Genomic DNA, 22,181 nt, shown 5'->3' with positions numbered 1-22,181 from the left:
CCAACACGAGGGGAAAATGGGTGAGTTTACATGAAGTATCTGGTATAGAGGGTGGAATGAGCATGATGGACAGAACTGTACGTTCAGACAACAGAGGAATCGGGGATATCCGGCGGCGTCGGCAAGCCTCTCGGCTGATCACCTTGAGTCTCTGCTGTTTTTTAATTCTGTTGGTTAACGGGCTTTTTCTGGCCAACACTGCCGCGGTGACCGCTCGAAGTTGGTATACTGACACGCGGTTCGCCGTAACACCCGACCGACGCATCGTCCGGGAGCGGTCAGTGCCGTCCCTGCAGGATTACCCGCCCTATGGCCCCAGCCGATATGGCCCGAGCGCGGTACCTGGTGGCTCTGAACCCGGCGGCTCTGCCCCCAGTGGCGGTTCTGGCTATAGCCCGAATCCGTACGATCCGGGTTCGGACGATCGGGATAGCAGCACCGGCAGTTCGTCCCGCTCCACTTCTCGTTCTACAAGCAGTAGCGATTCCGGTAGTTCATCCGGTGGCGGCTCTTCGTCCTACCGCCGTTTCGGACGATGAAACCGCTATCCCGCTTTTAACGGGCCTGCTCCAATTGGCTGAGGAGTTCTTGCAGTTCGGGGGGCAACTCGGCTCGAAGTTCGATCTCCTGGCCGTTGCCCGGCAGCCTGAATTTCAGCCGATAGGCGTGGAGAAACATGCGGTCCAAAGGCAACCGCTGTTTCCGGTAGCCGTAGAGGGTGTCGCCGACAATGGGATGTTTTCGCCAGGCGAAGTGGACGCGGATCTGGTGGGTGCGGCCGGTGTGGAGATGTACCCGGACCAGGCTGAAGTTTCCCCTGGCGCTGCCATCCTGGACCGGTGCCGTGTACACACCCAACACTTCGTACTCGGTGATGGCTTCCCGCCCCGCGGTCTGTCCGAAGGCATCCGGCGGCAGCACGGCCTGCCGTTTCCGGTGGGTTGGATGACGGCCGATGGGTGCCACAATCCGTCCTCGGGGTGGATCCAGCACCCCTTCCACCAGCGCCAGGTACTCTTTCTCCACCTGGCGCTCCTTGAATTGTTTCTGTAGGGCACGCAGTGCCGGGAGAGATTTGGCCACCAGGATCAGCCCTGATGTGTCTTTGTCCAGCCGGTGGACAATGCCCGGTCGCCGCTCATCGCCGATGCCCTGCAACTCTGGACAATGGTGGAGCACCGCGTTCACCAGGGTACGGTCCGGGTGGCCTGGCGCCGGGTGGACCACCAGGCCGGCCGGTTTGTTGATGGCCAGCAGATCGGCGTCTTCGTAGACAATATCCAGGGGGAGCGCCTGGGGAACGAGTTTTTCTAGCGGCTTCAGCTCGGCGAGCCGCTGCACCTGGACCACCTGCCCCGATTCCACCGCCTGGCTGGCTTTGGCGGCCCGACCATCCACCGTCACCCGCCCCTCTTTGATCCACCGCTGAATTTCGCTCCGGCTGTGTCCCGGCATCTGGGCCGCCAGCCACCGGTCCAACCGCTGACCGTCTCCCTCGTGGTCTACCTGCAGCTGAATGACTTTACCGGCCCCTGCGGCCTCTTCTCCTGGCGCCAGGGCGTCGTCCATGGTTTTCCTCGTTACCTATCCCTGTTACCTGTCCCTGTGCGGTTTGCGCTGGGGAGTCATCCAGATGCCTCTGTGGATGAGCCGCCGGTTGAGCCGGCGGCCGAAGCTGCCTCTCCGCCCTCGTCGTGGGTGGTTTGGGGGCGAGAGCGGCCCCAATCTTCCCGCAGGACGTAGATCCCCAGGCCGATCACGCCCAGGACGATGGCGCTGTCCGCGATGTTGTAGTTGGGCCAGTAGTAAACGCCAGGGATGCCCATCTTGATGAAGTCGGTGACGTAGCCCTGGTAAAGCCGGTCGATCACGTTGCCCAATGCGCCGCCCAACTGGAGGCCAAAGAGTATCCGCAGGAACCGCTGTTCCTGGGGAACCTGTTGTACGTAGACCAGAATCGCGATGGCAACCACTGCGGCCACCAGGATGAAGAGATTTCCCCTGTTCTGAAGGATGCCGAAAGCGGCGCCGTAGTTATCCACGTGCTCGAAAACGAAATATTCACCCAAGGCCGGGATCGGCACCACATAGGTGAATTTGGGGATGGTCGCTCGCACCCACATCTTGGTGATCTGATCCAGGGCGATAACCACCGCCGCTACGGCCAACACCAGCCAGGCCCGTTGAAACCAGTTTTGTACCCTGTCCATGCCTATTCCTGTTCTGGGGATGCACCCACGTCGGTGGATGGCTCTCCTGCACAGTTCCTCTGGCCCATCGCCCCTTAGCAATCGCCCCCTGGGAGACTTCCACTTCCGTCACGGCCGGTGGCGCGCCTTTGGGGCAGATGAGCCTTTGCTTGCCGCCATTGTATCGTAAAAGTAGCCGCCACCCAAAGATCCATCAATCCGCTTACCTGCACCTGTCCCCCGGCGTTCATGGTGATTCCACCGGCCTGTGCTATACTGTTCCCCGTGTATGACCCAATGCGGCCAAGCTGAAGCGGACAGGAGTACTCCATGCCAAGAGAGATCACCGTCGCCCTGGTTCAGATGGCGCCGGCGCTGGCCAACCCCGAGGCCAATCTGCGCAAGATGGGCGATTTTGTCGAACACATCTGCAGCGAACAGCAGACCGATCTGATCGTCTTTCCGGAGCTCAGCTACACCGGCACGGAGCTGGGCCTGCGGGCGACGGACCTGGCGGAGCGGGTCCCCGGGCATGCCACCAACTACCTGGCCAAACGGGCCAGCGACTACGGCACCCATATCGTCTTCGGCATGGTCATCAAAGAAAAGGTGGAGAGCATCCTCTACAACGGCGTGGTCTGCCTGGGGCCAGAAGGAGATGTGGCCGCGGAGTATCGCAAGGTCCATCTGCTGGGCGAAGAGCGGCAGGTGTATCGCAACGGCTTCCGCTTCGTCAATGTGGATGCCGAATGGGGACGCTTTGGCCTCTCCATCGGCCATGACCTGGCCTTTCCCGAGGTGGCCCGCAGCCTGACCCTGGAAGGGGCAGAGCTGATCCTGGTCTGCGCCAACTGGGAGGAGGAGATGGCCGCTTCCTGGCGGGCCCACATCATCAGCCGGGCATGCGAGAATGCGGTCTTCGTGGCTGCCGCCAACCGGGTGGGCCAGGAGCCCACCATGCGCTTCGCCGGCGACAGCATCCTGGTCGGCCCCAAGGGCGAGATCTACACCGTGTTGGACGAGCCCATCGAGGGCTACGCGGTGGCCACCATCGACCTGGATGAGGTGCGCCACGTGCGCGAGGACCGGCAGCTGATCCAGTTTCGGGAACCTGCGGCCTATCGGGCCGTCGTCAAAAAGTATTAACTTCCGGCCATGCAGAAAAACATGCGGGAAAAGCCGTGCAGGAAAAAATGGATGGACACCCGGTGATTACCAGCGGCGCCTGGCGCACGAACCCTTCCCTGATCGACTACCGCGCCGAGTGGTTGAGCGAGGTCCTGGTGGAGCGCGCCACCTGGGCCCCCACTGCCGAACCCCAACACGTGGGCGACACCCAGATTGCCGGCCCCGGCTACATCTGGTTTCGCTTCTGGTTTTTGGAAGATGGCCAGGTGATGGAGAAATATTTCGATGCCGAGGGCAACCCCGTGGGCGTCTATGTGCCTGTCTGCATGCCCCTGGATCGGGAAAACTCCACCCTTTCCACCCAAGACCTGATCCTCGCCCTTTGGATCGAGCCGGATGGCCGTGTGACGGTGCTGAACGAAGAAGAGTTCGATGCCAGGGCCACGGCGGGCGAGCTCACGCCGGTCCAGGTGGAGCACGCCGAGTACCGCATTCGGGAGCTCACCACGGCCATTGGCCAGAACCGATTTCCCCCGGCCCTGGTCCGCAACTTTGCCATTACGGTCAAGTGAACCGGCAAGTGAACAGGCGAGTGACAAGGCGATGATCGCGATTATTGACTATGGCGTGGGCAACCTGCGCAGCGTCTACAAAGCCTTTGAGACGGTGGCGGTTCCCCTGGGTATCCCCGTGGACATTGTGGATCGCCCCACGGATCTGACCCGCTGGCGGGCCATCGTCCTGCCCGGCCAGGGCGCCTTCGGCGACAGCGTCAACAACCTGCGCGCCCAGGGGCTAGAGCAGCCCCTGCTGGACGCAGTGGATGCTGGCCTTCCCCTGCTGGGCATCTGCGTGGGCATGCAGCTGCTCTTCGACGAAAGCGAGGAGATGGGCTGTCACGAAGGGCTGCACCTCATCCCAGGCAAGGTCCGGCGCTTCCCCGACCAGATGCCCGATCCCGGCAGCCCCGGCCGGACGTTGCGGGTCCCCCAGATCGGCTGGAATCAGCTCCATCGCCGCCAGGAGAACCCCCTGCTGGCCGGCGTGCCCGATGGTGCCTATGCCTACTTCGCCCACAGCTACTTCTGTGATGCCACGGACCCAGAGGCCGTGCTGGCCACCACCGACTATGGCATCGACTACCCCAGCATCGTGCGCTACAAGAACGCGTGGGGTATCCAGCCCCACCCGGAGAAGAGCCACACCGTTGGCCTGCGTATTTTGGCCAACTTCATGCGCATGGTGACGGGCTGACCCATTCAGGACGATGCCGCAGGGAGGGAATGCCATGGCCCAACTGGCCCTTGAATTTCTGGGCACCGGAGGCGCCTTCCGGACGCCCCGCCCCGGCTGTCAATGCGCCCTCTGTCAGGGCGCGCGGGAGCACGGTATCCCCTGGGAACGCACGGGGCCCAGTCTCTTCGTCCATGGCCCGGATGTACTCATCGACACGCCGGAGGAGAGCTGCCTCCAGGTGGACCGTTCCCGCATTCGCCACATCGCCGCCGGCTTCTACAGCCACTGGCACCCGGACCACACCGCGGGGCGGCGCATGTACGAAACCCGCAACTGGGACGCGCTGCGCTGGCCTCCCCAAAACACCTGCACGCCCATCTACCTCCCCCCCCAGGTAGCGGCTGACTTTGAAACCTATCTGGGCCTGGCGGAGAATTTCCGCTATCTGGAAAGCCGCGGCCTGGTGAAGGTTCATCCCTTCGATGGCCCTCTGACCCTGGGCGGCTGGCAGGTCACCGCCTTCCCGCTGGCTGAATCCTATGTCTACGCCTTTCTCTTCCAGGAGCTGGACGGCCACCGCCGTGTCCTCATCGCCATGGATGAGCTGCTGGGCTGGACACCTCCGCCGGCGCTGGCCGGGGTGGAGCTGGCCGTGCTCCCTGCGGGCGTCTTCGAGTTCCATCCCCTCACCGGGCGTCGGCTGATTCCTGCCGACCATCCGGTCCTGCAGACTGAAGCCACCTTCCGGCAGACCCTGGCCATGGTGGAGCAGCTCCGCCCCCAGCGCCTGATCTTCGCCCACCTGGAGGAACCCTTCGGCCTGACGCCGCCAGAATTGGAGCGCCTGGCCGAAGATCTTGGCCGCCAACGGGGATGGGATGTTACGTTCGCCTATGATACCCTTATGGTAGAGTTATGACACGTGCCGGGTCGATCCGGTACTGGGAGACGTCGATTCGGCACTGTCGGTTCGGTCTCCTGGCTGGACATGACTGTCAGCCTTTCCAATAGACCCGGAGTGACAACAGCGCCGAGGGGCTTGTTTCGCATGAAGAGAACAGTGGACGTATGATTATCTATCCGGCAATTGACCTTCGACATGGCCGCTGTGTGCGGCTAAGGCAGGGAAATCCCGACGCTGAAACCGTCTTTGGCGAAGATCCTGCCCAGATGGCCCGACACTGGGCTGCCCAGGGAGCCGAATGGCTCCACGTCGTCAACCTGGACGGGGCACTGGGGGCGACCCGGGCTCAGATCAACGCCCTCCACCGTCCTGCTACCATCCTCATCCAACACCCTGGCCGCCCTGAACCCGAGCCGCCCGACGCGGAGCTGGACCGCCAGTTGCCCATCAACCTGGTCCGGCTGCGGGAAATCCGCCAGGCGGTCTCCCTGCCCATCCAGTTTGGCGGCGGCCTGCGCACCCTGGATGACATCCGCCTGGCCCTGGAGTTGGGCGCGGATCGGGTGGTGCTGGGCACCGTGGCGGTGGAAAATCCCCGCCTGGTCGCGGAAGCCCTCAAGCGATGGGGCGCCCAGCGCATCGTGGTGGGCATCGATGCCCGGGACGGCAAAGTGGCCACCCACGGCTGGCAGTCCCTCAGCGATGTGGATGCCGTGGAACTGGGCCATCAGATGCATGCTCTGGGCGTCCGCACCGTGGTCTACACCGACATCAGCCGGGACGGCATGCTCAGCGGGGTGAATGTCAAGGCCACTGCCCGGTTGGGGGACATGACCGGCCTGCGGGTGATCGCCAGCGGGGGCGTGGCCGGCCTGGAGGACATCGAGCGTCTGAAGGCATACGAGCATTACAACATCGACGGGGTCATCGTGGGCCAGGCCCTGTACACCGGCCGCCTGGACCTGGCCCAGGCCATCGAGGTAAGCCAGCGACCCCTGGCCTGCCACAGCGCCGGTATCGTGCCCTATCGCCAGGGGCGCCAGGGGCCCGAGTTCCTCTTGCTTTTCAACCTTTTCTTCGAACAATGGCAATTTCCCCGGGGGCGGCTGGACAAGGGCGAGGGCGGCCCCGCCTGTGCAGGGCGGAAGTTCGTCCAGGAGACGGGGCTCCCCATCGTGCGCCTGCACGAGGAGTGCCAGGTGGAGCTCCAGTACACCGTCTCCATCCGGGATTACGCCATCGAGCGCAAAGTCACCTACTATCTGGCCGAAGTGGGCCCTGGCGACGTCCAGCTCAGCCACGAGAACCACTGTGAAGCCCGCTGGCTCACCGCCGACGAGGCGTGGGAACTCCTGGCGGAGACGGCGCCGGAACAGCTCTCGGCCCTGGATGCAGCCATCCAATTCCTGCAACAACACGGGCGATCCTGAATGCTAGCCAAACGTATCATCCCCTGCCTGGACGTCAAGGACGGCCGGGTGGTCAAAGGGGTCAACTTTGTGGATCTGGTAGACGCCGGCGATCCGGTGGAGCAGGCCCAGGTCTATGACCGGGAAGGGGCCGATGAACTGGTCTTTCTGGACATCACCGCCACCCACGAAGCCCGGGACATTGTCATCGACATGGTGCGGCGGGTGGCCGACACGGTCTTCATCCCCTTCACCGTGGGCGGCGGCATCCGCACGGTGGACGACATGCGGGCCATCCTGCTGGCCGGGGCTGACAAGGTCAGCATCAACAGCGCGGCGGTTCGCAATCCCGACGTGATCGGCGAGGCGGCCCGGCGCTTCGGCAGCCAGTGCATTGTGGTGGCCATCGACGCCCGACGGCGCCACGGCGAGGAGGTGGCCGCCCGGGGGCCGGGCTGGGACGTCTACGTCAGCGGCGGGCGCATCAACACCGGCCTGGACGCGGTGGCCTGGGCGGTGGAGGCCGAACGCCGGGGCGCGGGTGAGATCCTCCTCACCTCCATGGACGGCGACGGCACCCAGGCCGGCTACGACATCGAGCTGACCCGGGCGGTCAGCGATGCGGTGAGCATCCCGGTGATTGCCAGCGGTGGCGCCGGCAAGCTGGAGCACTTCTCCGCCGTGTTGACCGAAGGTGGCGCTGCGGCCGCGCTGGCCGCCAGTCTCTTCCACTTCCGCCAGCTCAGCATCATGGCCATCAAGGAACACCTGCGCCAGCATCAGGTGCCCGTGCGCATCCCCCCGGCCAACCTGGTGGACCCAACTGCCCCACTCACCTGAACCCCGCCCTGGTGATGCCCATGGAAATCTCTCAGCCTTCCTTTCAGCCTTTGCGCCATGTGGATCAGCGTCTGGACGTTGACGAGCTGTTGTCGTTGGTGCGCTACAACGAGCAGGGGCTGGTCCCCGCCATCGTCCAGGATGGGCGCAGCGGCCAGGTGCTGATGATGGCGTGGATGAACGAGACCAGCCTGCGCCAGACCCTGGAGATCGGCGAAACGGTCTTCTGGAGCCGCAGCCGGCAGACCCTCTGGCACAAAGGGGCCACCAGCGGCCACACCCAGCGGGTCACCGCCATCTGCGTGGACTGCGACGGCGACACCCTGCTCCTGCTGGTGGAGCCGGCCGGCCCCGCCTGCCACACCGGCGCAGTCAGCTGCTTCTATCGCGGCCTGGCCCAGCCGTAATGAACATACGCCTCTCGGTACTCAAGACCAGATCAGAAAGGACCTTGCATGAGTCAGGTGATCGACTCCCTCTTTGCCACCATCGAAAGCCGCAAGGGCGGCAACGCGCCCGCCGGCTCTTACACCGCCAGCCTCTTCGCAGCCGGGGAAAATGAGATCCTGAAGAAAATTGGCGAAGAGGCCGTGGAAGTCCTCATCGCCGCCAAAGGGGAGGGGGACGAGCGGGTGATCTACGAGATGGCGGACCTCATCTACCACAGCCTGGTCCTCCTCTCCGCCCGGGGACTCCAGTGGAGCGACGTGGAGGCCGAGTTGGCCCGTCGCGCCCGCTGAGCTTGGGGGGCTCCTGGCGCCCGCATTTCCCCTTCATCGCCCTGCCGAAATTTGCATGGCAGTCACCTTTGATGCATGATGCAAACGTACAGACCGATCGTCTGTCCGTTTGCGTAAAAGTCGCCACAATCCACCGTGTTTCGATCCTCCCGGGATCGATGCGGCCGTGATTGGGCGGCTTTTTGTTGTTTATCAGTCTGAAAGCCCGAAGTCTTGACTCAGGACTCCGGACTTCGGACTCCAGAGTTACCAAAGAAAGGATCGACTCGCCATGCAAACCCAACACGCAGAATCCCAGGAGCCTCCCAGTTCGGGCCAGACTCCGCCCGCTCCCTGGCAGGACGTCCCCCTGGACCGGTGGCGTGACTGGCGGTGGCAGCTCAGCCATCGCCTCAACACCGTGGAAGACTTCGCCCGGGTCATCCGCCTGACACCCGACGAGATGGTCGGCCTGTCGGCGCCCGGGCGTTTTCGCGTCGACGTCACCCCCTACTTCGCCAGCCTGATGGACCCCGACGACCCCAATTGCCCCATCCGCCGGCAGATCATCCCCACCGGCCAGGAGCTGGTGCCCTTCGACTCGGAGATGGTGGACTCCCTGAACGAGGAGGGCCATTCGCCCGTGCCCGGTCTGGTGCACCGCTACCCCGATCGGGTCCTCATGCTGGTGACCACCCAGTGCGCCAGCTACTGCCGCTACTGCACCCGCAGCCGCATCGTGGGGAACCCCGCGGCCCAGTTCAGCCGGCGAGACTACGACGCCCAGATCGATTACATCGCCCGCACGCCCCAGATTCGGGATGTGCTCCTCTCCGGCGGCGATCCCCTGACCATTCCCCAGGCCATCCTGGAGGACATCCTGCGCCGGCTGCGGGCCATCCCCCACGTGGAGATTGTGCGCATCGGCACCCGGGTGCCCTGCTTCCTGCCCCAGCGCATCACGCCGGAGCTGGTGGCCATGCTGCGGCAGTACCACCCCCTCTGGATGAACGTCCACTTCAACCACCCCAAGGAGATCACGCCGGAAGTCTCCAAGGCCCTGGGCCGCCTGGCCGACGCGGGCATCCCCCTGGGCTGCCAGAGCGTCCTGCTGGCCGGGGTCAACGACTGCCCCAACATCATCAAGGAGCTCTGCCACAAGCTGGTCATGAACCGGGTGCGGCCCTACTACCTGTACCAGTGCGACCTGGTCCACGGCGCCGGCCACTTCCGCACGCCGGTGGCCGTGGGCATCGAAATCATGGAGGCCCTGCGGGGGCACACCTCCGGCTACGCCATCCCCACCTACGTCATCGACGCACCGGGGGGCGGCGGCAAGATCCCGGTCATGCCCAACTACGTCATCAGCCAGTCGGCCGACCGGGTGGTGGTGCGCAACTACGAGGGGTTCATGAGCGCCTATAGCCAGCCCCAACACTACACCCGCCACGATCCCAACACCTGCCCCACCTGCCGGCGCTACGCGGCCCTGCACCCGGAAGAGGGCCAGGAAGGGGTGGCGGCCCTCCTCTCCGGCCAGAGGCTGGCCATCGCCCCGGAGGGCTTTACCATCACCCACCAGCGCCTGACCCACCTGACCGCTGCCGGCCTGCCTGCCCCGGAAGCGGCACCCCCCTCTGCGTCTCTGGCGGGGGGCCACAATGGACACAGCCAGCCCGCGCCGGACAGGCAAGATCCTGTCCCCCTCTGGTGAGGCTCTGGTGAGACAGTGGTGAGAAAGGGGAAAGGAACCGCCATGCGTGTCGCTTTGCTGGCCAACCTGAAGAAAAACGCGCCCACCTGGCCAGGGATGTCGCCGGATCGGTGGGACGACCTGGACTCGGAGAAGACCATCCAGGCCATCGCAGAAGCCCTGGAGGCCGGCGGCCATCAGGTGACCTTCCTGGAGGGCAACATCACCCTGTGTGAAACCCTCCCCCAACTCAAGCCGGACATCTGCTTCAACATCTGTGAAGGCCACTTCGGCGACGCCCGGGAAGCCCAGGTGCCGGCCATCCTGGAGATGCTGCGCATTCCCTACACCGGCTCCAAGATCCTGGCCCTGGCGCTTTCCCTGGACAAGCCCATGGCCAAACGGGTGTTGACGTACCACGGCCTGCCCACGCCGCCCTTCCAGGTTTTCGAGCGGCCGGACGAGGAGCTGGACCCCGCCCTCTCCTTCCCCCTCTTCGTCAAGCCCAGCCGGGAAGGCACGGGGATGGGCGTCAGCGCGGCGTCCATCGTCCAGGACGAGGCGGCCCTGCGGCAACAGTTGCGCCTGATCCTGGAACGGTACGCGCAGCCCGCACTGGTGGAGCGCTTCATCCGGGGGCGGGAAGTCACAGTGGGGGTGGTGGGCAACCTGGTGGCCCCGGTGGCCAGGCGGCTCACCCCCGATGAGGGAGCGCCGCGCCTGCTCCAGGGGCTCACCTTCCTCCCGCCCCTGGAGGTGGATCTGGCCCGCTACCCCGCCGAAGAGGGCGGGGTCTACACCAACCGCATGAAGGTGGAGCTGGCCGATACCTTCCACTACCTCTGCCCGGCGCCCCTGAGCCCGGAGCAGGTGGAGGAACTCAACCGGTTGACGGCGGCGGTTTTCCGGGTCATCGGCTGTTTGGATGTGGCCCGGGTGGACTTTCGCCTGGATGCCGACGACCAGGACCGGCCCTACATCCTGGAGGTCAACCCGCTGCCTGGCCTGAACCCCGGCTACTCGGATCTGTGCATCGAGGCCGCCGCGGCCGGCTGGTCGTATGAGGCGCTCATCAACCGCATCCTGGACGAGGCGGCCGCCCGGTATGGGCTGGGATGATTGGCGATTGGGTGATTGGGGGACCCGGGAACTCGACGATTGGGGAGACAAGACCACCGGCCATCTCCCCACCGCCCAATCACCCAGTCACCCTATTTTATTGGTAGATGCCCGGCCCGGTGGTACAATAGCGACCGAAGCCTGAGCGGTGAAACAGATCAAGAGGAGCAGGAGAAGATGAGCCTCACGGCCGAAGAGTTGACCTGGGCAGCGCAGGCCTACAACGGTGACAGCGTGGAAGCGGCTGCCGCTGCCCGTTTTACAAAAGAAGCCCTCACCTTCGACGATGTCCTGTTGGTGCCCGGCTACGCCGAGAAGCTGCCGGCGGAGATCGACATCAGCGTCCGCCTCCATGAGCGGCTGCAGCTCAACATCCCCGTAATCAGCGCCGCCATGGACACGGTTACCGAGAGCGAAATGGCCATTGCGCTGGCCCGCCAGGGCGGCCTGGGCGTCATCCACCGGAACCTGACGCCGGAGCAGCAGGCCAGCGAAGTGGACAAGGTGAAGCGCAGCGAGAGCGGCATGATCGTGGATCCCATCACCCTCTCGCCCGATGCCACCCTGGCCGACGCGGAGGCGGTCATGAGCCGCTACCACATCAGCGGCGTGCCCATCACCGACGAAGCGGGCCGCCTGGTGGGGATCCTGACCAACCGGGATATCCGCTTTGCCGATGACTACCGCCGCCCCATCGCCGAGTACATGACCCGGGAGAATCTCATCACCGCCCGCTGGGGCACCACCCTGGCCGAGGCCCAGGAGATCCTCCACCGCTACCGCATCGAAAAGCTGCCCCTGGTGGATGAACACGGCTATCTGAAGGGCCTGATCACCTACAAGGACATCCTCAAGCGCCTGGACTACCCGGCCGCGGCCAAGGATGACCGGGGGCGGCTGCTGGTGGCTGGCGCCGTGGGCGTGGGCGAGGCCGGCCTGCAGCGGGCCGAGCTGCTGGTGGCGGCCGGCGTGGACGGCCTGGCCATCGACACCGCCCATGGCCACAGCAAAGGCGTCCTGCAGACTGTGCGAGCCCTGCGCCGCCGCTTCCCGGAGATCCCCATCCTGGCCGGCAACGTGGTCACCGCGGCCGGCGTGCGGGATCTGGTGGAAGCGGGCGCGGATGTGGTGAAAGTGGGCGTCGGTGCGGGCTCCATCTGCACCACCCGCATCGTCAGCGGCGCCGGCATGCCCCAGTTGACTGCCATCGCCGAGTGTGCCGCGGCTGCCCGGGAGCTGGGCGTCCCCATCATCGCCGACGGCGGCATCCGGTACAGCGGGGACATCACCAAGGCCATCGCCGCCGGCGCTTCTGCCGTCATGTTGGGCAGCCTGCTGGCCGGCCTCCACGAGTCGCCCGGCGAGATCGTGATCCGGGAAGGGCGCTCGTTCAAGGAGTACCGGGGCATGGGCAGCCTGGGCGCCATGCGCGGCCGGGCCGCAGATCGCTACCAGAGTGCCCAGAACGGTGAGTCGGCCAGCCCGGACATCAGCGGGAAGACCGTGCCCGAAGGCATCGAAGGCCAGGTCCCCTACAAGGGCCATCTCAAGGACTTCATCTACCAGTTGATGGGCGGCCTGCGCAGCGGGATGGGCTATGTGGGTGCCGAGGATATCCCCGACCTCTGGCGCAAGGCCCGCTTTGTGCGCATCACCGCCGCCAGCTACAGCGAGAGCCACCCCCACAGCGTGATCATCACCAAGGAAGCGCCCAACTATCAGATCCAGCCCGTACGCTAAGTAGGGGCGCTGGTTGCAGCGCCCGGTACCATTTTGGCAACATCACGTCAGCATTTCAACATCACGTCAGAAACTCCGACGAGGTTTGTGCACCATGTTCGACACGACCATCCGCAGCCTGGCGCGGCCTCGAGTGGCCGCCGGCATCGGCATCGCCTTCTTTGCCCTGTTAACCGCCACCACCGCGCGCATCACCATCCCTTTGCCCTTTACGCCCGTGCCCATCACCCTGCAGGTGCTGGCCGTTCTGTTGAGTGGCCTGGTGTTGGGCGCGCGTGGCGGCGCAGCCAGCCAGCTCCTCTACCTGGGGGCCATCCTGGCCGGCGCTCCCCTTAGCGCCAGCGGCATGGGCGGCCCGGGTGTCTTTGCCGGCCCCACTGCCGGCTACCTGGTGGGCTTCGTGCCCGCGGCCTACGTGACCGGCGCCCTGGTGGAGAACGTCCGGGAGCAGGGCTGGATACTGACCCTGCGCAGCTTTGTAGCGGGCCTGGCCGGCGTGTTGGTCATCTACCTGGTGGGTATGTCCTGGCTGGCCGTGGTCCTGCAGGACTGGGGGCAGGCCTTCTGGAAGGGGGTGGTGCCCTTCATCGGTGTAGACCTGGCCAAAGCTGTGGTGGCGGCGCTGGTGGCCCGGGGCGGGCGCTATTTTTTGGACTATCGCAGCAGTGAGGATCTCCGTTGAACGCCCGGCACAGGCGCTTTGAAGGCAAGGTCGCCCTGGTCACGGGCAGCAGCACCGGGATCGGCGCAGCCATTGCCACCCAGCTGGCCCAGGAGGGCGCGGCGGTCGGCCTGGTGGGGCGCCGTGCCCATCTCCTGGAGGCCAAGGCGGCGGAGCTGCGGGCGGCGGGCCATGAAGTGGTGGCGGTGCCGGGGGATATCTCCACCGACGCCCAGGCCATCGTCCAGGTGGTGGTGGACCGCTTCGGTCGGCTGGATGTGTTGGTGAACAACGCAGCCGTCTCCGCGGGTATGGGTGTGGAGGAGATGCCCTTCGAGGCCTGGCGTCACGTGATGGCCATCAACCTGGATGGCGCCTTTGCCATGGTCCAGGCGGCCGTGCCCCACCTGATTGCCAGCCGGGGCAACATCCTGCACATCAGCAGCATCAGCAGCATCGCCGGCGAATTCGACGATGCTGCCTATGCCGCCAGCAAGGCCGGGCTGGAGGGGCTCAGCCGCAAACTGGCCCTGGAGCTGGCCCGGCTGGGCGTTCGCTCCAACGTGATCCGGCCCGGCCTGATCCGAACGGAAGCCTTTGAGGGCATGCCGGAAGATTTCTTCAAGGCCCAATTGCCCCTGATCCCGTTGGGCACTATCGGCCAGCCCGAGGACATCGCCCGGGCCGTGGCTTTTCTCTGTTCTGATGAAGCCCGCTTCATCACCGGGGCCGTCTTGACCATCGATGGCGGCGAATCGGCCAAGTAGGTGACCGGGTGATTAGACTGGGTGATTAGGTGATAGAGTGCCGAGACCGTACATGGTTACGTTGTCACGTTGTTACGTTGTCACGTAGTCACCTAAGCAAGCTAGAAGGTGGATTCCATGTCAGTAACCGCAGTGGTGGGTGCCCAGTGGGGCGATGAGGGAAAAGGTCGCATCATCGATTATCTGGCCCAGCAGGCCGATGTGGTGATCCGGTTCCAGGGGGGAGACAACGCCGGCCATACGGTCATCAACCAGTACGGCAAACACGCCCTGCACCTGATCCCCAGTGGCATCTTCAATCCCAACACCCAGAACATCATTGGCTCGGGCTGCGTGGTTAACCCCGGCGCTCTGCTGGATGAGATGGCCCAGCTGGAAGCGGCAGGGGTCGATCTGAGCAACCTCTGGATCAGCGCCCGGGCCCAGATGGTGATGCCATACCACCGACTGTTGGATGAACTGGAAGAAGCCGCCCGGGGCGAGGATACCATCGGCACCACCAAGCGGGGCATCGGGCCGGCCTACGCGGACAAGGCGGCCCGCGCTGGCCTGCGCATCGGCGACCTGCTGCAGCCGGAATGGCTGGAGAGCCGCCTGGACAATGCCCTGCGCACGGTCAACCGCAAGATTGAGATCCTGGGTGGAGAACCGGTGGACGGTCAGGAACTCTACGAGCTTTGCATGGCCTATCGCCAGAAGCTGGCCACCCGCATCGTGGATACCGTCCCCCTGCTGCGCCGTGCCGTCCAGGAGCGGCGCTCCATCCTGCTGGAAGGGCAGCTGGGCGTCATGCGGGATCTGGACTGGGGCATCTACCCCTACGTGACCAGCAGCAATCCCACCGCGGCCTATGCCAGCTCCGGCGCCGGCCTGCCTGCCCGGGCCATTGACCGGGTTATCGGCGTGGTCAAGGCCTACAGCACCGCGGTGGGGGACGGCCCCTTCCCGGTCGAACTGCACGATGCCGACGGCGAACGGCTGCGGGAACTGGGGGGCGAATACGGCGCCACCACCGGCCGTCCCCGCCGGTGTGGCTGGTTCGACGGGGTGGCCATCGGCTACGCGGCCTGGCTCAACGGCATGACCGGCCTGGCCATCACCAAGCTGGATGTCCTGGATACCTTCGAGACCATTAAAATCTGTGTGGGGTATCGACTGCCCAGCGGCGAAGTGATCACCGATTCCATGCCGGACACGCCGGTCCTCTTCCAGGTGACCCCGGTCTACGAGGAGTGGCCGGGCTGGCAGACTTCCACCCAGGCGTGCCGCCGCTGGGCCGACCTGCCGCCGGCCGCCCAGGCCTACATCCGGCGGCTGAGCGAGCTGGCCGGGGTGAAGGTGGACTACGTCTCCGTAGGGCCGGAGCGGGACCAGATGTTCGAAGTGGACGCTGTCTTCACGACTGCGGCCGCGCCTGCCTCACGGTAAGAGTTCGCGCCCTCTGCCTCTCCGGGGTGTTCCTGCAGCAGGGTCATCTGTGAAATCTGTGGCTCGAATCTGCAAAGGGAGTGACAGATTCTAACAGAGTCTGTCACTCCTCCTCTTCAGCCATCTCTCGGATGGCTTCGTATTCCTCGAATTCGTCGGTGATAAAGTCAATCATCCGTTCGGCCAGGGCCACCGGTGCCTCAATCATGGGGCTGTGGCCCACCTGGCGCAGGATCTCCAGATTCGCCGCGCCGGGAATGGCGATCAGGGTGCGGGTAGTGGCGTCCCGATCCACGATCTCATCCTGGTCGCCCCAGATGAGGAGGGTGGGCAGGGTCAGGTGGCGAACCTCGTGGAATCGGTTCCACCGGCCTAAGGCGTCGGCGATGGCGGTGAAGGCAGCCGGCGCCATCTGTTGGGCATCCGCCACTAGTTGATCTAGGAAGCGCCGGCGCTCTGGATCGCCTTCATCGTCGTGCCAGGTGGGCATCAACACCTTGAGTCCTTCGCGTAGTAATTCAGGGTCGGTTTTCATGCGTTCCAACAGAACATAGGCATCCACCGGCGTGAAAACGCCCTCGGCCGGCGCACTGTCCACCAGGATCAGGCTGTGGAGGCGCTCCATGTGCTGCAGGGCAAATTCCATGGCGATGGCGCCGCCGCTGGAATGGCCGACCAGATCGAACTCGTCCCATTCCAGGGCCTGGACCAGAGCCCAGACGTCCTCGGCCTGTTCCTCAATGGCATAGCCGGTTTCGCTCTTGTCGCTCTGGCCGCAGCCCCGCAGATCGGGCGCGACGGCCAGGATTTCATTGGGGAGGATGTTCAGGAAGGGTTCCCACCAGCGGCTGCTGGCGAAACTGCCGTGGAGGAGGAGCATGGGCAGGCCATCCTCATCTCCGTGTATTCGGCAGTGGAAAGTCATCCGTGGCGTTTCATAAAAAGCGGTCCGAATCTGGGACATGGGCATCGTTCTGGTTTTCTCGTTGTGATGGCACACCGTTGGCGGTTGCCGGTCGATTCAACGTCGCATCTGTCGGTTCTGTTCGGCTTCATCTGGCAGGAAGAGGAGGAGCAGGGCGGCTGCAGCGGCGATGGGGCGGGGGCCGTCGACTCGTCCCACTTCTTCTTCGCCGAAGATGAGCCCGGCCTGGATGACCACGCCGTCTGGCTCCACCCAACCCAGGTCGCCGCCTTCGAAGAGGCCATGGCTGTGGATGGTGCCCCGGGCGGTGAAGTAGCCCAGTTCCCGCTCGTCGTGTTGGGTGAAGCGGAAGACCCGGCCCTGGTCATCCACCCGGCCCACGGGACGGCCCTCGTTCCAGCGCAGCTTGTAGATGACCTGGTCGGGGCCCACATAGCCGAGCAGCAGTTCGCCGTCGTCGGTCAATTTGTAGATGTGGGTGCGTTCAGCCTCATCCATGGGAAACGGTGCCCCCTCTTTATTTCGTGTAGCCATAAACAGCGTTGCTACGCCGCAGTCGACGAGCCACAACCATCAAACCGACCCCGCCTCCAGCAGATCCAACACGCCGAGTAGCCACCGGTATAGCCGCTCGCGGATGGCGTGAATGCGCTCCTGATGGGGCGGCCGCATGGGTGTATCGGCCCGCTGGTTGCCCACGAAGAGACCACGGTTGATCTCAATCATCATAGCCGGTGGGGCATCCGGGGGAGCCAGGGGCCCGCCCGGGCCATAGGCCCGCAGAATGTAGCCGCCAGGATAAGGATCGTTGATGGCGACCACTGGTGGCTGTATGCCTGCTTCCGGTTCCAACAGGGGGAGATCCTGGAACAGTTCGGCTGCCAGCGTGGCCGCGGCCTGGATCAGCCAGGGTGGGCAGGAGACGTGGGGCACTCCCGGGCGGGGTTCGCCCTGGGCATCGCCCCCATTGCCCAGGCAGATGAGGGGGCGGGGCGCGCCCGCCTTGTGATAGGCCGAGGGGCCTACCTGGGCCATGTTGTGGCAATCCAACAGCAGCTTCACCTGGCCGGCATGGCGGTGGAGGGCGTCGGCCAGGGCCTGGTGATAGGGGCGCCAGTAGCTGTCCAGCAGTTGCTGCTTGAGCTCCTGCTCGAGGGGCTCGCGGTACAGGGGAACACCATAGCTGGACATGGACTTGACGGCCCCATCGGGATTGTCCAGGTCGTCTGGTGGCCGGTTGGCATCGATGAGGGCCCGGGCGATGGGCATGGTCACCTGGGCCAGCACGCCGGACCCCACTCCTGCCGGGATCAGGGGCTGGAGATCCGGATGGCCGAAATCGAAAAGCTGATCCACCCACAGGTCACAGTCGTTGTAGAGGGTCACCCTATCCACCGCGAGACGCTCGGCCACCTGGGGCGGCACCTCCAGGCCCCCATGGGGGCAGCTCAAAATCACAGGCAAAGGCGCTTGACGCATACTCCACTCTTCCTACCGTCTACTGTCTACCGTCTTTACCCCAAAATCACCGGTTCTTCCGGATAGCGGATCAGGGTCGGCTGCTCGCTCTGGGCTAGGGCCACCACGATGGTAAGGGGGCCCAGGCGCCCCCAGAACATGGTGAACGCGATCAGGTAGCGGCCCACCGCGTCGAGCTTGCTGGTGAAATCCAGGGAATAGCCTGCGTTGGCAAAGGCGCTCACCACTTCGAAGCCGACGGTGAAGATGTCGCCTTCGTGGCGCAGGGAAAGGATCAGGGTAACCACCGTAACCAGCAGGGTGCTCACCGTCATGATGGCCACCGCCTTGGCGATGGTCTCGTTGGGCAGGGTGCGCTGAAAGGAGACCGCCGCCGAGTGCCCTCGGGCCGTGGCCAGCACCGCCACCAGCAACACGGCCACGGTGCTGGTGCTGACGCCCCCTGCCATGCTGGCCGGCGCGCCGCCGATGAACATCCAGAGCATGATGATAAGCTGGGAGCCTTCGCTCAGCTGATCCAGGGGTAGAATCGTCAGGCCGGCCGTGCGCGCGGAGACCACCGTAAAGAGCCCCACGGCGAAGCGCTTGCCCCAGCTCAGGTCCGGGAAGAGGTTGCGGTGCAGGTTGGGGTCGATCATCACAATGGCCGTGCCGGTCACCGTCAGAACCAGGGCCAGGATCAGGGTCAGGCGGGTATTCAGCCCCAGGGTGCGGTCAAAACGGTAGCTCCAGAGGTCGTACATGACGGTGATGCCGAACCCGCCCAACAGGATCAATACTCCCATCACCAGGAGGGTGAACCAGTCGGTGCCGAAACCGAAGAGCACGCCCGCCTCTGTCCCGGAGAAGAGATCGAAGCCCGCGTTGCAGTAACTGCTGATGGCGTGGAAGATGGCGTACCACAGGGCCTCACCCTCGGGCAAATGGCTGCGCCAGCGCAGGTAGAGGAGCAAAGCCCCCACAGCTTCCAGGGAGAGGGTGACCCCCAGCACGTACAGGGCCAGGTCCAGGGCGCCGCTGACCCGGCTGGTGCCCAGGCTCTGCTGTACGATGAAGCGAGTCTGCAGGGTGATGCGCCGCCCGATCAGCCGAAAGAGGAGGACGCTGAACGAGATGAAACCAACGCCTCCCACCTGTAGCAGAAAGAGGATGACCAACTGTCCGAAGAAGGAGAAGTCCTGGGCGGTGTTGCGAACCACCAGGCCGGTCACGGTGGTGGCACTGGTGGATGTGAACAGGGCCTCTGACCAGGTGATGGTCTTCCCCGGCGCTGCGGACCAGGGCAACTTCAACAGCACGGTGCCGATCAGGATGATGAAGGCGAAGCCGAAGATCAGGACCCAGGGGCCGGACATCCACTCCCGCCGACGCTTCAGCGGAATGACGTCGGGTGTCTCATCGTCCAGTAGCTCCAGTTCCTCTTCGACAATGGGTATCTTGTGCTGGTAGGGGAGCCGAGGCGGGCGCCGTCGGTCGGCTGCTGGCCCGGCTCCTGCCGGCCGCTGCTCTTCGGGCTCGTGAGAATCGGATTGGGGCTCGGCTGCGGTGTTCATGAACTTGCCATCATGGGCTGCCTGCTGCTGATTTTCTGTCGGATGACCCTGGACATGTATGAGGGATTATGCTACGGACCTTGGGGAGAGGTCAAACAGGCAACCGCCTCGACGTACCGTCCCACGGCGTAGCTGGGCTCCACCTTGTCGGCCGCCTCTCTTTGCAAGGGCCACAAAGGGTGTGGTGCACGCAGCCTTTTCTGCGCAACTCTCCGGCTGCCAGGAGGGCTTTTGTCTGTTGCCTGGTTCTATGGTAGAAAGAAGTCTGGAGTCATCCGATCCGATACATCTAATTCAGCACCATGGGAACGGAGACGGACATGTCGCAGCTGTGGCTTGGTCTCATTGCAGGTCTTATCATCGGCTGGGTAATCGAGTGGATCATTGACTGGACTTTCTGGCGAAGTGGTATCGAGGCAGCTGAGGCGGAGGAAAAGCGTCTGCGCAAGCGGCTGGAGGAAGCCGAAGCTGAACTGGAGGCCCTGCGGGCCAGGCTGGAGGAACCATCCCATGCCCCTTCGTCCACCCGGACAGAATCTGAGCGGACAGAATCTGACGGAGAGGCGGGGCGTGCTACCCACGGGGAGGCGTGAACATGTCACCGAAACGGTCTCCCCGGGCCATCCGCCGCTTTGATTTTGCCAAATATTGGTTTCTGCTCCTGCTGATCGCGCTGTTCATCATCGTCTTTGTGGTCTACAGCATCAGCAGCCGGATGGCTCGTCCAACGCCCACCTCCACCCCGGTTCCCACCTACACCCCAGAGATTGCCGCGGCGGCAGTGGAAACGGCCACGGCCGAGCCAACCGTTTCGCCAACTCCGGCGCCCTCGCCTACTGACACCGCTGCTCCTACCCCACCGACGGCCCCGGTGACCGTCCCGGTGACCGTCACTGCGACGACCGCAGTCGCGGTGCTGCCAACCGTCACGCCGACCCCTGGGGCGCCCGCGGAGGCGCCGTCGCCTACGGCCACGGCGCTGCCCACCGAGACATCGACGGCAGTGCCGACAGAGACGCCTACCGAAACGGTGGCGCCTACATCCACCGAAACACCGACCGAAGCGCCAACAGAGACCCCTACTCAAACACCAACCGAAGCGCCGACTGAGACTCCTACTGAGACCCCTACCGAGACAGCGACGCCGCTTCCGACGGACACGGCGACGGCCACGTTCACGGCCAGCCCTACGGCGACGGAGTTCCCCACAGAGACGTCAACGCCCGTGCCCACGGCTACCCAGGCTGAAACCAGTACTCCAACCCCCATCCAGGCCTCGGTTGGAACTGCCACAGTGCCGGCTGAGGGTGCAGGGATCGTGCCGGCTGAAACGGTGACTGTGACGGCTACCCTGCCCCTTTCGCCTACGGTGCTTCCTGCGGAGGTCGCCACCAGAACCCCCGCTCCTGGCGAGACGCCCACCGAAGCACCCACAGCCACCTTCACAGCGAGCCCGACGGAGACACCCACCGAAGCACCCACGGCGACGGAGACGCCTACGAGCACGCCGCAGCCGACTGAAACCCCGACGGAGACACCTACAGAAACACCATCTCCGACGGCCACCCATACGCCTACAGAAACGCCGACGTCTACGCCGACCTTCACCCTGACGCCGTTGCCTACTGCGACGCCGACGGAGACTCATACGCCGACGGTGACCCCGACGCCGGTGCAGCCCACGTGTGTGGCGTCGCCGGTGCAGGCGGTGGTGGGGCAGGTGGTGGAGATTCGGGGCACGGGCAAGCCTGGGGCCCACGTGGAGGTCATCGTGGGGGAGGAGGTGGTGGCCACGGTGACGGTGGACGAGGAGGGTCACTGGCGCCATGAGCTGACCTTCGCCACGGCAGGCATCCAGTACATCGGCTGTCGGGCAGTGAACGGGGAGGCGGTGCCGCCCCGACTGAGCTCCTACGTGGTGGTAGCGCCGCCGCCTACGCCCACGCCCACCGAGACGCCCACGGCTACTCACACGCCGACCCCGACGGCCACCCATACACCTACAGAAACGCCGACCCCCACGGCCACGGAGACGCCCACGGTCACGCCGACTTTCACCTTGACGCCCACAGCGACAGAGACGCCGTTGCCTACTGCGACGCCGACGGAGACTCATACGCCGACGGTGACCCCGACGCCGGTGCAGCCCACGTGTGTGGCGTCGCCGGTGCAGGCGGTGGTGGGGCAGGTGGTGGAGATTCGGGGCACGGGCAAGCCTGGGGCCCACGTGGAGGTCATCGTGGGGGAGGAGGTGGTGGCCACGGTGACGGTGGACGAGGAGGGTCACTGGCGCCATGAGCTGACCTTCGCCACGGCAGGCATCCAGTACATCGGCTGTCGGGCAGTGAACGGGGAGGCGGTGCCGCCCCGGCTGAGCTCCTACGTGGTGGT

General features: G+C 64.8%; 21 protein-coding genes and 1 pseudogene. 16 read left to right on the top strand and 6 right to left on the bottom strand.

The features are described from left to right. Nucleotides 1-555 precede the first annotated feature (555 nt). The gene (locus FKZ61_RS21330) at nt 556-1,569 is read right to left on the bottom strand and encodes an RluA family pseudouridine synthase (protein ID WP_141612174.1); all 1,014 of its coding nucleotides are present in this window, start codon (nt 1,567-1,569) and stop codon (nt 556-558) included. A gap of 56 nt (nt 1,570-1,625) precedes the next feature. Further along, a complete protein-coding gene (lspA, locus tag FKZ61_RS21325) occupies nt 1,626-2,210 on the bottom strand; it encodes a signal peptidase II (RefSeq protein ID WP_141612173.1) in 585 nt (194 codons plus the stop codon). 309 nt (nt 2,211-2,519) lie between these two features. Between lspA and FKZ61_RS21320 the strand changes: the two genes are divergently transcribed. The 14 genes from FKZ61_RS21320 (at nt 2,520) to FKZ61_RS21255 (ending at nt 15,833) form a co-directional block, all read left to right on the top strand. Beyond that, nucleotides 2,520-3,335, top strand: a complete 816-nt coding sequence (locus FKZ61_RS21320; RefSeq protein WP_141612172.1) for a carbon-nitrogen hydrolase family protein — start codon at nt 2,520-2,522, stop codon at nt 3,333-3,335. 35 nt (nt 3,336-3,370) lie between these two features. After that, a complete protein-coding gene (locus tag FKZ61_RS21315) occupies nt 3,371-3,889 on the top strand; it encodes a DUF402 domain-containing protein (RefSeq protein ID WP_211358678.1) in 519 nt (172 codons plus the stop codon). Nucleotides 3,890-3,920: 31 nt separating this feature from the next. Further along, nucleotides 3,921-4,571, top strand: coding sequence for an imidazole glycerol phosphate synthase subunit HisH (gene hisH / locus FKZ61_RS21310; protein ID WP_141612170.1), 651 nt, complete (start codon nt 3,921-3,923; stop codon nt 4,569-4,571). A 34-nt stretch (nt 4,572-4,605) separates the two neighbouring features. Beyond that, a complete protein-coding gene (locus FKZ61_RS21305) occupies nt 4,606-5,472 on the top strand; it encodes an MBL fold metallo-hydrolase (RefSeq protein WP_170200114.1) in 867 nt (288 codons plus the stop codon). Between the two features lie 149 nt (nt 5,473-5,621). Beyond that, nucleotides 5,622-6,887: a HisA/HisF-related TIM barrel protein gene (locus FKZ61_RS21300; protein ID WP_141612168.1), complete on the top strand. Its 1,266-nt coding sequence runs from the start codon at nt 5,622-5,624 to the stop codon at nt 6,885-6,887. After that, a complete protein-coding gene (hisF, locus tag FKZ61_RS21295; RefSeq protein WP_141612167.1) occupies nt 6,888-7,706 on the top strand; it encodes an imidazole glycerol phosphate synthase subunit HisF in 819 nt (272 codons plus the stop codon). 20 nt (nt 7,707-7,726) lie between these two features. Continuing rightward, a complete protein-coding gene (gene hisI, locus FKZ61_RS21290) occupies nt 7,727-8,113 on the top strand; it encodes a phosphoribosyl-AMP cyclohydrolase (protein ID WP_211358677.1) in 387 nt (128 codons plus the stop codon). Between the two features lie 48 nt (nt 8,114-8,161). Then, on the top strand, nt 8,162-8,446 hold the full coding sequence (gene hisE / locus FKZ61_RS21285) for a phosphoribosyl-ATP diphosphatase (RefSeq protein ID WP_211358676.1): 285 nt from the start codon (nt 8,162-8,164) through the stop codon (nt 8,444-8,446). A gap of 271 nt (nt 8,447-8,717) precedes the next feature. Continuing rightward, nucleotides 8,718-10,139: a lysine 2,3-aminomutase gene (kamA, locus tag FKZ61_RS21280; RefSeq protein ID WP_141612166.1), complete on the top strand. Its 1,422-nt coding sequence runs from the start codon at nt 8,718-8,720 to the stop codon at nt 10,137-10,139. 42 nt (nt 10,140-10,181) lie between these two features. Continuing rightward, nucleotides 10,182-11,237: a D-alanine--D-alanine ligase family protein gene (locus FKZ61_RS21275; RefSeq protein WP_141612165.1), complete on the top strand. Its 1,056-nt coding sequence runs from the start codon at nt 10,182-10,184 to the stop codon at nt 11,235-11,237. Nucleotides 11,238-11,414: 177 nt separating this feature from the next. Next, complete coding sequence (gene guaB, locus FKZ61_RS21270) at nt 11,415-12,977, top strand: IMP dehydrogenase (RefSeq protein ID WP_141612164.1); 1,563 nt, start codon at nt 11,415-11,417, stop codon at nt 12,975-12,977. 94 nt (nt 12,978-13,071) lie between these two features. After that, nucleotides 13,072-13,659 (top strand): biotin transporter BioY, encoded by a 588-nt coding sequence (locus FKZ61_RS21265; protein ID WP_141612163.1) that lies wholly within the window; start codon nt 13,072-13,074, stop codon nt 13,657-13,659. Then, nucleotides 13,656-14,405, top strand: a complete 750-nt coding sequence (locus FKZ61_RS21260) for an SDR family NAD(P)-dependent oxidoreductase (RefSeq protein WP_141612162.1) — start codon at nt 13,656-13,658, stop codon at nt 14,403-14,405. The genes FKZ61_RS21265 and FKZ61_RS21260 overlap by 4 nt, the downstream gene beginning before the upstream one ends. Nucleotides 14,406-14,522: 117 nt before the next feature. Beyond that, the gene (locus FKZ61_RS21255; RefSeq protein ID WP_141612161.1) at nt 14,523-15,833 is read left to right on the top strand and encodes an adenylosuccinate synthase; all 1,311 of its coding nucleotides are present in this window, start codon (nt 14,523-14,525) and stop codon (nt 15,831-15,833) included. A 103-nt stretch (nt 15,834-15,936) separates the two neighbouring features. On the opposite strand, the gene FKZ61_RS21250 is transcribed toward FKZ61_RS21255, so the two are convergent. From FKZ61_RS21250 to FKZ61_RS21235, 4 genes are all read right to left on the bottom strand, one after another. Beyond that, the gene (locus FKZ61_RS21250) at nt 15,937-16,713 is read right to left on the bottom strand and encodes an alpha/beta fold hydrolase (RefSeq protein ID WP_170200112.1); all 777 of its coding nucleotides are present in this window, start codon (nt 16,711-16,713) and stop codon (nt 15,937-15,939) included. Nucleotides 16,714-16,854: 141 nt separating this feature from the next. Then, nucleotides 16,855-17,256: a hypothetical protein gene (locus tag FKZ61_RS21245; protein ID WP_141612159.1), complete on the bottom strand. Its 402-nt coding sequence runs from the start codon at nt 17,254-17,256 to the stop codon at nt 16,855-16,857. Nucleotides 17,257-17,331: 75 nt separating this feature from the next. After that, a complete protein-coding gene (locus tag FKZ61_RS21240; protein ID WP_141612158.1) occupies nt 17,332-18,237 on the bottom strand; it encodes an N-formylglutamate amidohydrolase in 906 nt (301 codons plus the stop codon). A gap of 35 nt (nt 18,238-18,272) precedes the next feature. Further along, nucleotides 18,273-19,790: a TrkH family potassium uptake protein gene (locus FKZ61_RS21235; protein ID WP_141612157.1), complete on the bottom strand. Its 1,518-nt coding sequence runs from the start codon at nt 19,788-19,790 to the stop codon at nt 18,273-18,275. Between the two features lie 320 nt (nt 19,791-20,110). Between FKZ61_RS21235 and FKZ61_RS21230 the strand changes: the two genes are divergently transcribed. Together FKZ61_RS21230 and FKZ61_RS21225 are read left to right on the top strand one after the other, a co-directional pair. Then, nucleotides 20,111-20,383 carry a hypothetical protein gene (locus FKZ61_RS21230; RefSeq protein ID WP_141612156.1) on the top strand — a complete coding sequence of 91 codons (273 nt, stop codon included), beginning with the start codon at nt 20,111-20,113 and terminating at the stop codon, nt 20,381-20,383. 2 nt (nt 20,384-20,385) lie between these two features. Next, nucleotides 20,386-22,181, top strand: a pseudogene (locus FKZ61_RS21225) (hypothetical protein); the annotation flags it as partial.

The organism is Litorilinea aerophila (genome assembly GCF_006569185.2).
Taxonomy (GTDB): domain Bacteria; phylum Chloroflexota; class Anaerolineae; order Caldilineales; family Caldilineaceae; genus Litorilinea; species Litorilinea aerophila.
The sequence above is the reverse complement of the archived record's forward strand: the minus strand, read 5'-3'. Positions and strand labels throughout refer to the sequence as shown.

Coding starts and splice junctions, on each gene's coding strand:
- FKZ61_RS21330 (WP_141612174.1), bottom strand. CDS start 1,569: ATGGACGACGCCCTGGCGCCAGGAGAAGAGGCCGCAGGGGCCGGTAAA.
- lspA (WP_141612173.1), bottom strand. CDS start 2,210: ATGGACAGGGTACAAAACTGGTTTCAACGGGCCTGGCTGGTGTTGGCC.
- FKZ61_RS21320 (WP_141612172.1), top strand. CDS start 2,520: ATGCCAAGAGAGATCACCGTCGCCCTGGTTCAGATGGCGCCGGCGCTG.
- hisH (WP_141612170.1), top strand. CDS start 3,921: ATGATCGCGATTATTGACTATGGCGTGGGCAACCTGCGCAGCGTCTAC.
- FKZ61_RS21305 (WP_170200114.1), top strand. CDS start 4,606: ATGGCCCAACTGGCCCTTGAATTTCTGGGCACCGGAGGCGCCTTCCGG.
- FKZ61_RS21300 (WP_141612168.1), top strand. CDS start 5,622: ATGATTATCTATCCGGCAATTGACCTTCGACATGGCCGCTGTGTGCGG.
- hisF (WP_141612167.1), top strand. CDS start 6,888: ATGCTAGCCAAACGTATCATCCCCTGCCTGGACGTCAAGGACGGCCGG.
- hisI (WP_211358677.1), top strand. CDS start 7,727: ATGGAAATCTCTCAGCCTTCCTTTCAGCCTTTGCGCCATGTGGATCAG.
- hisE (WP_211358676.1), top strand. CDS start 8,162: ATGAGTCAGGTGATCGACTCCCTCTTTGCCACCATCGAAAGCCGCAAG.
- kamA (WP_141612166.1), top strand. CDS start 8,718: ATGCAAACCCAACACGCAGAATCCCAGGAGCCTCCCAGTTCGGGCCAG.
- FKZ61_RS21275 (WP_141612165.1), top strand. CDS start 10,182: ATGCGTGTCGCTTTGCTGGCCAACCTGAAGAAAAACGCGCCCACCTGG.
- guaB (WP_141612164.1), top strand. CDS start 11,415: ATGAGCCTCACGGCCGAAGAGTTGACCTGGGCAGCGCAGGCCTACAAC.
- FKZ61_RS21265 (WP_141612163.1), top strand. CDS start 13,072: ATGTTCGACACGACCATCCGCAGCCTGGCGCGGCCTCGAGTGGCCGCC.
- FKZ61_RS21255 (WP_141612161.1), top strand. CDS start 14,523: ATGTCAGTAACCGCAGTGGTGGGTGCCCAGTGGGGCGATGAGGGAAAA.
- FKZ61_RS21250 (WP_170200112.1), bottom strand. CDS start 16,713: ATGCTCCTCCTCCACGGCAGTTTCGCCAGCAGCCGCTGGTGGGAACCC.
- FKZ61_RS21245 (WP_141612159.1), bottom strand. CDS start 17,256: ATGGATGAGGCTGAACGCACCCACATCTACAAATTGACCGACGACGGC.
- FKZ61_RS21240 (WP_141612158.1), bottom strand. CDS start 18,237: ATGCGTCAAGCGCCTTTGCCTGTGATTTTGAGCTGCCCCCATGGGGGC.
- FKZ61_RS21235 (WP_141612157.1), bottom strand. CDS start 19,790: ATGAACACCGCAGCCGAGCCCCAATCCGATTCTCACGAGCCCGAAGAG.
- FKZ61_RS21230 (WP_141612156.1), top strand. CDS start 20,111: ATGTCGCAGCTGTGGCTTGGTCTCATTGCAGGTCTTATCATCGGCTGG.